Raw genomic sequence first — 13072 nt, forward strand, 5'->3', positions numbered from 1 at the left:
CTTTGATGCCCTTCTCTCCTGGTTATTTTTAACAATTCCATTAGCTAAACCTCTATAGATAAATTTCTTGGAGAGTTTTGTTGATTCGCTAGCGCTAACAATCGTTGGTGTAGTAGCTCATTATCCATCATCTTGTATGTGGCCATCAAACCTTTGATTGCACGCAACTCTTCTACCTGTGTATAATAATTGCCCTCATATATTTTGTCTCCTACTTTAGATGAAAATTCCGCTTCATTAAATAATTCCTCCGACATCTTCTCACCTGGTCGAACGCCAACAAATTCCATCGCGACATCTTGTTTATTTCTACCTGAAAGCGTAATGAGCTGATCTATCATTGTATCGAGGCCTAATTGTTCTCCCATATCCAACACAAAGATAGCATTTCGTCCCTCTAACATACTCGCTGATATCACTAACTTACTTGCTTCTGGAATCGTCATAAAATATCGTTTCATCTCTGGATTAGTAATGGTAAGCGGAATACCTCGATGAATTTGCTCCCACAATGTTGGAAATACACTACCACGACTACCGAGAACATTTCCAAACCGAACAACGCTACATCTTGTTTTACTTGTTGTGTCTATTTCAAGCGTTAGCTTCTCCGCCAGTCTTTTTGAGGCTCCCATCACATTTTTAGGATTCACAGCTTTATCGGTAGACACCATCACAAATTTCTCGACCGCTACTAATTTACTTGCTTGAATGACATTATAAGTCCCAACAACGTTATTTTTCACTGCTTCGTGCACATTATTCTCCATCAATGGAACATGTTTATGCGCCGCCGCATGGTAAACGATATCTGGCTTATGTTGTTTAAAGATACGCGTAATCTGATCCATATCACTGACATCGGCAATCACCGAAATAAGCTCAACTTGGGCAGCATCTCGCTTTTTCTCCTGCTCTAATGTCCTACCTATTTGAAAAATACTCCCTTCTCCGTGTCCTAATAAAATGAGTTTCTTAGGTTGGCATTTTAAAATTTGGCAAGCAATTTCTGAACCGATGGAACCTCCAGCACCTGTAATAAGCACTGTTTTTTGTCTCATTTCTTGGTGCACATCTTGATAATGTAACTGAAACTCTGATCTATTTTGAATAAGGTCACTATAATTTAACTCAGGAATGACGATTTTTTGATTTTGTTTTGCCGAAAATACAGCTGGAAGAATAAAAAATGTTGCGTCATATCCTCCTACTTGGCAAATAATTTCTTTTTGCTTAGCATTACTAAGTGTTGGAATGGCCAAAATAATATGTTCGATTTTATATGCTTCCATGCAATAATGAATACTCTCTAATCCGCTTACTATAAGAACTCCTTGTAGCTTAGTATTCCATTTGTCAGGATTATCATCCAAAATCGCTACCGGCACATATTCGCTATTAGGCATTTTTTTGAGTTGCTGAATAACAAACTCGCCTCCCGAACCTGCGCCAATAATAAGTGTATTTTTCCTCGTTGTTTTCACTATCATTCACCTCTCCCATAAGAACTCACTTTACCGATTTCTATACCGTTCAGCTGAAATGTATCCATCTTGATTAATACCTTCTCTCTTAAAAAGAACTTTGATTGTAAGCAACATAATCTTCAAATCAAAAAGCAAAGAATATTTTGTGACATACAGAATATCCATTTGAAATTTCGTTTTCCAATCCAAACTATTTCTCCCGTTAACTTGCGCCCAGCCAGTCATTCCCGGCTTCATATCTAATCGTTTGTGCTCTTCTTTTGTATATAAATCATTGTATTCTAGCAGTAACGGTCTTGGTCCAATTAAACTCATATCACCTTTTAACACATTAATTAATTGTGGCAATTCATCTAAGCTCCATCTTCTAATCCAGTGCCCAAACGTTGTAATGCGCTTATTATCAGGTAGCGGCTCCTTATTCGCATCTAGCAAGTTATGCATTGTTTTAAACTTATAAATGACAAAGCCCTCACCATGATACTTTGCTCTGATCGATGTAAAAATTGGATTACCTTTAAAATGTATCATCAACACTATATATAAAATCCCCATTGGTATACTAAGAATAAGGAGTAGTATAATCGACATGACGATATCTATGCCACGCTTTATCATTTGTTGCTTCCGCATCACCTGCGCCTCCTACTGTGCACGATTCATTTTTTGAAAGCATTTGGTTTTACTTCTTCTATAGATTCACATTCTATTGCCATGTTTCCATCAGATTCAAATGGTCGATACTTTGTTCGTAACATGGGTTGCTTGTTCAAACGTTCTAAAATTTCATCTTTGAAAAACAGCACCGCGCCGTCCTTTTTAATTCGAGTAATTTTATTTCGGTATATAAGAGAATAAAAATTTTGTCTTGAAATCTGCAGTACATCTAATGCTTCTGTTGTTGAGAAAAAATAGTGATTTAGCATTTCCAACTGCTCTTCTCTGGACAAATCCATCTTTTTGCACCTCCTTCGACCTTGCCTGTACCTTCTTTATAAAGGTACTTCTTCCTTTGAAATAGGTTTTATCTGATTGGCCACTTTGCCGTACGTTCTTTTTTTATCTTCAAAACTATTTTTTAAGATGTCTTTTGTATCTAAAATCAGCTTGCTGTTTTTACCAATTTCCGCTATATCAAACACGTCATGCTTTGTCAGTAAAACAACTAAATCGTAGTTGTCAAATTGAGAATAATCTAATGGAATAGAATATTGTATCTCTCCTTGCTCATCCACAAATTGAGGAGCTTTAGGATCGCAAAAGGCAACATTGGCTCCGCGATTACGTAATAGCTCAAAGATTTGCAGTCCTGGTGATTCGCGTAAATCATTGCTATTTTCTTTATATGCCATGCCTACCAGGAGAACGCGTGAACCATTGATGGACTTCTTATGTTGATTCAGTGTTGCAACAACATGCTCTGACATCTTATCTGGCATCAAATGATTGATTTCATGCGCGAGTTCGATAAATCTACTATAGAAATTTTTCGATTTCGCTTTCCACGATAAATACATCGGATCGAGCGGAATACAGTGCCCGCCAATTCCTGGACCTGGTGTAAATTTCATAAATCCAAAAGGCTTTGTACTTGATGCTTCAATCGTTTCCCAAATATCTATGTCTAACTTTTCGCATAACAACGCCATTTCGTTGATGAAAGCGATATTGATACTTCGAAACGTATTTTCAAGTAACTTACTCATCTCAGCGACTTCTGTAGAATTTACGGCAATCACTTCTTGAATGACTTGGCTATATAGCGTTTCTCCTAATTCTTTAGATGCCTGGTCTACTCCGCCCACCACTTTTGGCGTATTCTCGGTTTGGAATCTTTTATTACCTGGATCCACGCGTTCTGGCGAGTAGCAGGCGAAGAAATCCGTACCTAGCGTATAGCCTTCTTCTTCCATTGCTGTACATATAATCTCTCGCGTTGTGCCAGGATAGGTTGTACTTTCAAGAGAAATCAGCACACCTTTCTTCGCATTTTTTTTGATTGTATCTACGGCAACTTGAATATAGCTCATATCTGGCTCCATAGATTCTGTAAGCGGCGTTGGAACACAAATGATAATTGCATCTGCGCTTGATAGAGCAGTTGGAGTCGTCGTTAATTGTAGTTTTCCACCTTCCAAGCTCGTTCTGAGTACATCATTTGAAATATCTTCAATATCAGATATGCCTTGACTCAAGCCGTTAATTTTTTTGATATTGATATCGTATCCAAGGGTTTCAAAACCCTTCTTTGCAAAGGAAACCGCTAGCGGCAAGCCCACATAACCCATTCCCATGATTGCTATTTTGAATTTCTTTTCTAATATTTTTTCTTTTAAAATAATAGTCATTTTTTCACCTATCCTGCGTTTTATTTGAAATACTTTTTTCATCACGATCTGTTGCATTATAATAGATATTCAGTAAACACAATCCTATACCAATTCCTAAACCTAGAAACATTTTGTCAAAAGTACCACTTAAACCGACACTCGCAAACACAAAAGCGATCCCTATCAATAATGGAACGGTACTGTCCACCTTCCATCCCGTCTGCATCCAGTAACGAAAGGAGGCAATGAAGTATAGAATAAAGAAAGCAAAGAGTGGTAAAAATGCAAGAAGCCCGCCATTTGCCAATGCTTCTAACCAATAATTATGTGGCGCCCAATATCCTGCTGAAATATTTTCAAAACCATACATCACCAAGCTTAAATGTGTCGGTAGCATTCCAGCCCCAATTCCCATAAAATTAGAGCCTTTTATTAAAGACCATGTGACCCGATACATTTCCATGCGTTCGATTGTCGAACCATCCTTATCTGTGAAAGCTCTTGTCACATCGGAGAACAACACTGTCACCCAGTTCAACTTGATATAAACAGAAATGACTCCCGCTCCTATCCCTCCAAGCAGTATCCCAGTAAATGCCCAACTTCTCATCCAACTGATCAACAGTATCGCCACTTCAATCAAGATAACTAGCATAGCCATTCTAGAGAAGGTCACGATGATAAGATAAATGGAAACACATGAGACAACACTTATTGCTACAATGGCTAGCTTCTTTCTCCATTTCGCAATTTCAGCGATGACGATAGGGAAAATAATAGCTAGCATAGAAGCATAATCGTTTGTATTAAACTGAAAGCCGGTCGGTTGGTGCTTACTCGTTGTTGTAATGTACACCGAGGAACCAGAACGCGGAAGATGCGTGCCTGTAATAACTTCCCATACGCCAATCGCCATGAACAGAACATATAGAATAACTACATATTTCGCAAATGTACGATAGCTTTTCACATCTTTCAAAAAATAGATACAAACAAAGAAGACATACATCCATTCAAAAAGAAAGTAGATATATCGAACACTTTCTCCGATACTGTCTGTCCAAAACAAGGTGATTGACATCGCGAAAATAAAAGCCGCGTATAAAAACAAAAAGCTTTTAATTTTTTTTAATCTTGCCCAGTCCTTTTTATAGAAAAAGAAGAATAGAATTAAATGAATCGGCAGTAGTATGCGAAATAAAAAGATATTCTCCATGGCTGGAAGTCCTAAATAAGGGCCAAAAAAACCGGCACATAATAGAATAATAGATAATCCGAACATGCATTTTTCCATATTGATATGCACAACGAAAGGAACAGCTGCTAGTACTAGGATGCAAAACAAAACATATCCATATGGAAGGAATACACATATTTCCACTATGACCATGGAACATAAGCAGAATATCACTAATTTATAATTGTCTAGTAACCATCTAATAATAGGCATATACTTTCTTATCTTTCTCGCTATACTTACTACCATTCAATATTGCCCCTATAAGCGGTGCACCAGCTTTGTCGATATAATCCTTTGCTTCTTCCACCTCGTAAAGCTTTGTGACACCATTACGGATAACCATAACCACGCCATCGCATAATGAAGCTATCACCCGACCATCTGCCAAAACTCGCACAGGTGGTGTATCAATAAATATATGATCAAATTTATCTTCTAGTAAATCTAATGTTTCTGAAAAAAGCGGGGAACTAATAATTCCCAAAGGGTTGGGAGGCAATACACCCGTTGGTAACACATATAAATTTTCATCCATTTTGTAAATGCTATCGTGAATGTTTTTATTGTTTCCCTCTTTAACCGCATTCATCAACCCCTTTCTTTCTTTTGGTAGCAAGCTCTGTGATAGTCGTGGATGGTGCAAATCTAAATCCATTAGCAATACTTTTTTCCCTTGATTGGCGGCTTCTTTTGCTATATTGATAATACAAAATGTCTTTCCTTCGCCTTTATTCGCCGATGTAAACATAATTTTTTTGTGGTTCTCTTGTGTTAATAAGGAAAACTGCATATTTACTTGTATAGAACGAATCTTTTCTGCTTCAAAAGAATTCGAATCCCCGTCAAAAAAAGGTAATTTCTTTTTACTTCTAGTTTCCATCATTCCTTATCTCCTTTGATAAATGGCATATCTCCAAGAAATGTAATGCCTAATTCGTCAATTGCTATTTTTTGGCGAATCGTATTATCATAACTAGCCTGCAATATAATCAACACAAACGCTAAGACGATACCGAATAGTCCAGCTAGTACATACTTGATTAAATTGCTAGCTTCTACAGGAGTACTTGCTTTTTCCAAAACCACCATTTTAGTGGAGCTAAATAGCTTTGTGAAATCCTTTTGTGATACCTCAGCGATACCATTCGTCAATTCTTTAATCTTACTAGGATCTCGATCTGTTACGGTAATTGTATAAACCAATGAGTTCTCACCACTTGAGACTGTCACTTTTTTAGCTAAATCGGAAGGGGTGATATTGAGCTTATATTTATCGATAACGCCTTGCATTGTTCTTGCGCTTGCTAAAGTTGTACTGAAGGTGTTGCTAAGCTGTATCGACGTTCGCACTCCTTCAAAGCTTTGCATCTCATCTTTTTGCGCCGTCGTTGTTACTAATACTTGTGTCGATGATGTATAAATCGGTTTTGCCCATAGTGTGCTAACAGATGTCACTAGTATTAGCAAGACAGGTATGATAATTAGTAGTGACCACATTTTTTTTAAGCCTCTTAAAAAGCTGTTAACCGTTATTACTTGTCTCATCTTGCGCCTCCAACTTCACTTGTCTAACTTAGGTTTTGTTCATTCAGTATTTTTTGTCCGTATTAATAATTTTGGAATCTTCGGACGAAATATTATATGAAACTCTCTTATTCCTCAGCTCAGAGTCATGTAGAATGCTCTCATCTCCTTTATTTTTCCTTAAGCTATACATATAGTCTACACTTATTTTGAGTATAAATCTGTAGACAAAATACAACTATTTCCTTGAAAATAAAGGGGTTACGGGTAGCTTACGGAGCATTAATATTAATGAAAGCGTTATCTGGCGCCATGAATTTGTCTGACTAATAATTCATGTATTGGTGGTACATATTTTGCACGTATAGCATGGGGCCTCGGTGCGAAATAAAAAGAGAAAAAGTACTTAGTAAAAGAAGCACCCGTCAAGTACACATTTACCTTCCAGCGATTCTATTTCTCATGCTTTTCAAATCAAATACTAGATAAGCAAAATAAGCAGGGTTCACGTGTTATCCATAGAAATTGGAATTCGTGATACCCCGCTTATTCTTGTTTACAACTTGAGATGCCCTTTTTAGTCAACTTAGATTAAGTCTCTGTTGTGTTGCTATTTATTTAGTAGCTGCTAATGCTTTGACTTCGCTCGTACTTATTTTGATCACTTGCTTGTTGGCATCATATGCAACCACATGGAAGACAGTTCCTACTTGTTTCAACTCTTCCACACCGCTGACGTAGATACTGTAGTTCCCATCTGGGGCAACACTACCTGTTCGGATACTTTTTCCGTCTATCAGGATGGCAATACTAGTAGAGCCTTCTGGGGCTTTGCCTTTTATATACGCTGCTCCTACTTGATAGTTCGTGATCGTAAGTGGATCTGTTGGTATGGTGGCGCTGACTTTTCCTTGCGCTCCGATACTGACACTTCCCTGTGCGTCTATCGACTTGACGATAAATGTTGTACCGACAGTTTGGAGAAGATTGGTATCTTTCGCATAAATCTTGAAGGTGCCGTTTGGATTGATTTGACCATAACGGATCAACTTATTATCTTTGTCATAGAGGCCGATTTTCGTGGCTCCTTTTTCGACAATTCCTGTGATATAAGTTTGATCCACCTGATATGGGGCAACAACTGGTGGCAGGATGCCAAGGACCGTACTCGTCACTTCTTTGCTCGCTTGATTGTTGGCATCTCGTGCGGTAACACTAAATGTTGTTCCTTTTTCTTTGAGCAGTGCGATATCGCCGGCATAAATACTGTAACTACCGTCTGCCGCAATCGCCCCGTTTCGAATGTTTTTGCCGTTAATCGCGAGCGTGATGCTGGTAGCTCCTGTTGGTGCTTTGCCTCGAATATAAGTGCTCGCTGCGTAATAATCGGCAATCGTTGGTGGCGCTAATGTCGCTGGTGGGGCTGTCACAATGCCTTTTGTCTCTTCACTCACCGCACCTAAGGCATTAAATGCTTTCACGGAAAACCCATCGCCTGCCTGTTGAAGTGCCGCTTTATCTTTCGCTAAAATTTGATAGGTGCCATCTGTATTAATTTGTCCGTAGCGAAGGAGCGTCCCCGCTTTATCGTACAGACCGATTTTAGTAACATCTGTGGCAACCGTTCCGGTGACAAATTCCTGTCCTGCTTGATACGGTTTCAAAGCTGGCGCTTGGACTGCTTGTACCGTACTTTCGGTTGCTTCACTTGTCTGATTGTGTGCATTTTGTGCGACAATCTCAAATTTAGTTCCTGCTTGTTTTAACGCGGGGATATCATTGGCGTAAATACTAAAAGTCCCATCCGCGTTGACGTTCACTGTGCGTATATTTTTGCCATCGATATTTAAGGTGACTTTCGTAGACCCTACCGCTGCTTTGCCACGAATGTAGGCGATACCAGTATAATATGGCGTTAGCGTTGGTGCTTCTAATCGACCACTCACAACGGTGACCTCCACTGCGTCGCTTTCATTGTCACCTTTTGCTTGTGTGATGCTCAATACGGTTCCTTCAGCTTGTTTCGGGATTGGGACAGTGAAATGACCGGTGGCATTGACTTTTGCGTGGCCGATTTCATGACCATTCGCTACTACGTGAACGGTCGCTTCTGCTGCTCCTTTTCCGGTAATGCTCGCACTATGTTCGGACACGGTGCTAATATCGCTTGGCTTCGCTAATTTCACATAGACAACCGATTCTGTCACGGGACTCGTTTGTGTATTCTTGGTTTGTGTGAGACTGAGTACGGTTCCTTCGGCTTGCGCGGGAACGGTGATTTCAAAATGCCCTTGGTCATCAGTGACACCTGTTCCAATCGTCAATGTACCTGCTTTAATCGTGATGGTTGCTTTACTCGCGCCTTCTCCCGATACGGTGACATGGGATGTTGCCGTATGCAATTGGGCTTTGACTTTAGCCAGGTTATCTAAGCCTACTTGCACTTTGACCGCGTCTACGTAGGCTCCCGCTATAAAGGCTCTTGGTTGCACGTTCTGGTTCGAAACAAGCGTTGGGACTACGGCTCTCCAATGTCCAGTCGTGTCTGTCAAACCACTCGCAACGTTCTTCCCCTGAATCCATACATCCACTTTGGAATTTGGTGTAGCCAAACCTTCCATTTGCGTTTCACCTTCCACCAATTTCGAAGTGATTGTTGGTTTTTCTTGGATAACGGTATAAACATCGCTTTTTTGCGATTGATTCGCGAGGCTGGCTTCTGCCTGCACCTCATCGCTTGCCGTTAGTGCTGGGACGGTTGCCGTCCATTGGCCTGCATCATCCGCACTTACCGTGTCTACCAAGGTATTTTCAATGGATACTTGGACGGTGGCTTTTGGTGAGGTCGTTCCTTTGATGGTCGTATCCTTCGCTGTGAGGGGCGCTTGGATGATTGGTTTATCGGGTGCGACTGTATAGCTATCGCTGACTTGATCCGTCGCATCCATCGTCGCCTTGACCTGCACGGTTTGTCCGCCTATTAAAGCGGGGACGGTCGCTGTCCATTCGCCCTTGTCATTGGCTGCACCTGTTGCCACCACGTTGCCTTGAACAAGCATCGCTACGACAGCTCCTGGGGAGGTAGTCCCGGTTAGCTTCGTTGCTTTTCCTACGACTGGAGACGTGATGGTTGGTTTTTCTGGTGCCACGACAAAGTCCTCACTGGTTTGTGTTTGTGTGCCAAATGTGGCCTGCAGGCGGATGGTTTGGCCAGCTGTCAAGGCTGGGATCGTTATGGTCACCTGTCCTGCTGGATTGGCCACCCCACTCACGATGGTTTTATTTTGCGTCGCTATTTCTACTTTAGCGCCGGGTACGGCTTGACCGGTGATCGTCGTTGCTTCTTTCGTTGTAAGGGTCGCTGTGATGCTTGGTTTTTTCGGTACAATGGTGTAGCTATCGCTTTCGACTTGTTGATTCCCTGCCACTACCTTGGCCTGTAGTTTTTGACCGGCGATGAGGGCACTGACGGTGCCTGTCCATTCGCCCGTCGCAGATGCCGTGACCGTCGATACGGTACTGCCATTGATCGTGATACCGACCTTGACGCCTGGGGACGCGGTGCCGGTGACTTTCGTTTCGCCAGCGCCTAACACCGATGTGAGGCTTGGTTTTTCTGGTGTCACCGTGTGATGCGTACTTTCTGCCACTTGGCCGTCCAAGCTGGTTTTCGCATAGATGACTTGATCGACTAGCAACGCCGGCACGGTGGTTTCCCATTGGCCGACTTCATTCGCCGTAGCCGTACCGACCACGCGGTTTTGGATCACTACCTCGACACTCATGCCTGGGGTGGCTGTGCCGCTGAGTGTTTTGTCACCAATAGTCGTCTTCGCTGTAATGGTTGGGTCTGCTTGTTTCTGGGAAGGGACGTCTGCTTCTGGTACGCACTGCAAGCCTTCCCTCGTTACTTGGTAGGTTACCGCTTTATTGGTGGTTGATAGCGCGGCTTGACTGTCTTGATTAACAATGCGTAACTGCTTGTCCCCTGCTGCATGATAAACCGTAATGTAGTCGCCCATTACTAGGTTCACTGTTTTTTGAGATTCCGTATAGTTCGTTGTTCCATGATAATTTCGCTCATATTTCTTGATGCCGGTGTCACTTTGAATCAAAATGGCGGCATATTTTTCTGCTGAGCTTAGATTTGGTTTGCCTGCTTCGGTATCTATGGTCGCTTGTTTTTTTGAAAGATCTACTTGCATTGTCGCAAATGGGGTCGCATCGGTTCGTTTGAATGTAAAATCGAAGGTGTCGCCATAGTGCAAGGCGGAAGATAGGATCGGCGCATATTTTTCCAAATATTCGCCCTTAAATGGTTCACTGAGTAAATCGATCGCCAGTTCTAAGTTTTTCTTTTCTGGAGACTGGATAAATGGGGTGGCTTTCAATCCTTCATTCTCCGTGATCCGTTTTCCTTCTGCATCAATTTTGCGGATTAAGTCTTGTTCTGGGTCATTTTTTAGTTCTTCGTTCCGCAACCCCCACTTCGTCATGAGGAGCACGTTATCTTTGCTTTTAACAAGGATAGGGTCTGAAGCGGTTTGGCGAGATGCTTCTGCATGGTAAAGTTCCACTTTATCGCCTGCTTCAAATGGTAGCACTTTCGTTTCTGTTTTGGCATTGGATCCAGTAGCTTCTTTTTCGTAGACGAGATCGCCTTTTGCGTTGAAGATTTTTACACGGACGTACACCGTGCTTCCGAAATAAGAATGGGGACTGGATGTTGTAATCGCAACCGTCACTTGATGTCTCCCTACATCGGTTTGCACATAGCCAATTTCTTTATCACTGATTCCTTTTAAAGTGATCTTTTGATTGGCTACATTGGTTGGCGCGATTTGTTGTAAGGCCGGTATCGTTAATTCATTTTGTGCTTCCTTCACATATGCATAATATTGTGGTATTTCATAAGCACCCATCGCATTTCCTAAAAATTCAACGGTATAGATGCCGTTAGGTACGTGTTGAAACGCCACGTCTTGCCCTTTGATCATTTGTTCTTGGACAACTTTTTTGCCGTCTTTGAGCACCATTTTAGTACCTTTTAGATGCGCCACGTCAGCTTCATTTAATTTGACGGTCAATGCACCGTTCAAGCCCAATGACGCGATTTCTTGATTCGTTACCATTTCAAAACTCGAATTGAATACCGTTTTCGGATCGATTAAAGCACGTGCAGCTAGCAAATGGCTTTCTGGAACAACATCGGCCAACGACGCCACTGCCTGATAGCCTCGTGATCTATTAATACTCACTTGTTCCGCTGGCATCTTGTATCCCCAGCGTTCGAGGACTGGCGTGAAATCAAATCCACTATATTCGCTATAATAGCGATTTAGCTCATTTGGCAAGTAATAAGTACCTGCTTCACGTCCGTTATTTGTTTCTAAACGATAGCCTTGATACATTTTGGTGAATGCCTCAAAACCTGCTTTTTGTAGCATCGACAATTGTAACAGTGCTTTTTCACGTGTACTTACAGTTTCGTACGTTCCTGGATTTTTGACCATGCTTTTATAGAGGTCGGCATCTGTCTTCACTTTGTTGCCATTGAATAACCAACCTGTACTATCGGCTTCCTTCTTGCCAATATCTTGATACTGGAATAATGCGGCAAATATATTATTAAATACTTCTCCCGTATACATACCGCGTCCATCCAAACCGGTTTGATAGCCATGACCTATTTCGTGAAGCGGGCCCCATGTCTTACCGAACCATAGGCTACCGGATGGAGAAATGTGCGCGGTCCAGTTAGTACTGTAGTACGCCAACACGGATGAGGACCCATCTTTTCTCGCCTTCAAGAAATAACGATTTGTTCCGAGCTTATTGGTAGGAGACGAATTATCGAATCCCGCTGTTTTATTATAAAAAGCAAATACTCTCTCGTAATAATCAATCACTCCGTCTAAAGATGGAAAACTTGTTGGATATCGCGCTAATTCCTTACCAGCTTTCGGCACAAACAACTGAAAATCTTTTCCTTTTATCAAACCATATTCACAATCGTATTTATCCCACGTGTTGAAAAATTGTTTTTCGCTGTCGCCGTGATTATAAATAGGTAATGGTTTTTGAGGTTCCTTACTTTCCACCACATACTCGAGCTTCGGATTCACTGTGTCATATTGTGTCGTAGCAAATGGAACCGTTGCTACTGTACTACTGATGGTTGTCCACTCAGGACCCGCATAAACCAAAGGCTCTACGGCATCCGCATCAGCAAGTAATCTGATAGCTACATTTCCCTTAAAATTTGGATTTACTTGTCTTACTTTGAGAACCGTGTTGGGGCTTAAAATAAATCCTAAGTCCTGCCGGTCATGATATTTCCCTTTATTCATGCCCGAATTAAATATCCAATTCTGCGGTGGTATACTGAACATCTCTTTTGTATGGATTTCTTCCGCATGTATTTTAGTCGCTCCGAACCCTAAAAATAGACATGCGATAAAAAAAGTTAGTAGTAGCTTCTTCATGATTTT

The 13072-nt window shown here is 41.3% G+C and carries 8 protein-coding genes; all 8 read right to left on the reverse strand.

The features are described from left to right. Positions 1–44: 44 nt before the first annotated feature. The 8 genes from HCJ54_RS02060 to HCJ54_RS02095 all read right to left on the reverse strand — a co-directional run bounded on the left by HCJ54_RS02060 (position 45) and on the right by HCJ54_RS02095 (position 13066). Entirely contained in the window at positions 45–1490 is a 1446-nt protein-coding gene (locus HCJ54_RS02060) for a polysaccharide biosynthesis protein (protein ID WP_187136445.1), read from the reverse strand. Positions 1491–1514: 24 nt separating this feature from the next. Next, positions 1515–2120 carry a sugar transferase gene (locus tag HCJ54_RS02065; RefSeq protein ID WP_244966870.1) on the reverse strand — a complete coding sequence of 202 codons (606 nt, stop codon included), beginning with the start codon at positions 2118–2120 and terminating at the stop codon, positions 1515–1517. 26 nt (positions 2121–2146) lie between these two features. Continuing rightward, on the reverse strand, positions 2147–2443 hold the full coding sequence (locus HCJ54_RS02070) for a helix-turn-helix domain-containing protein (RefSeq protein ID WP_187136446.1): 297 nt from the start codon (positions 2441–2443) through the stop codon (positions 2147–2149). A gap of 36 nt (positions 2444–2479) precedes the next feature. Beyond that, the gene (locus tag HCJ54_RS02075; RefSeq protein WP_244966871.1) at positions 2480–3877 is read right to left on the reverse strand and encodes a nucleotide sugar dehydrogenase; all 1398 of its coding nucleotides are present in this window, start codon (positions 3875–3877) and stop codon (positions 2480–2482) included. Beyond that, on the reverse strand, positions 3840–5033 hold the full coding sequence (locus tag HCJ54_RS02080; RefSeq protein ID WP_222712940.1) for an O-antigen ligase family protein: 1194 nt from the start codon (positions 5031–5033) through the stop codon (positions 3840–3842). The genes HCJ54_RS02075 and HCJ54_RS02080 overlap by 38 nt, the downstream gene beginning before the upstream one ends. 220 nt (positions 5034–5253) lie before the next feature. Beyond that, positions 5254–5940: a CpsD/CapB family tyrosine-protein kinase gene (locus HCJ54_RS02085; protein ID WP_244966872.1), complete on the reverse strand. Its 687-nt coding sequence runs from the start codon at positions 5938–5940 to the stop codon at positions 5254–5256. Continuing rightward, the gene (locus HCJ54_RS02090; RefSeq protein ID WP_187136447.1) at positions 5937–6602 is read right to left on the reverse strand and encodes a YveK family protein; all 666 of its coding nucleotides are present in this window, start codon (positions 6600–6602) and stop codon (positions 5937–5939) included. The genes HCJ54_RS02085 and HCJ54_RS02090 overlap by 4 nt, the downstream gene beginning before the upstream one ends. Positions 6603–7195: 593 nt before the next feature. Next, positions 7196–13066: an Ig-like domain-containing protein gene (locus tag HCJ54_RS02095; protein WP_187136448.1), complete on the reverse strand. Its 5871-nt coding sequence runs from the start codon at positions 13064–13066 to the stop codon at positions 7196–7198. Positions 13067–13072: the final 6 nt, after the last annotated feature.

The sequence above is a fragment of the Listeria grandensis genome (assembly GCF_014322885.1).
In the GTDB taxonomy this organism is placed as follows: domain Bacteria; phylum Bacillota; class Bacilli; order Lactobacillales; family Listeriaceae; genus Listeria_A; species Listeria_A grandensis.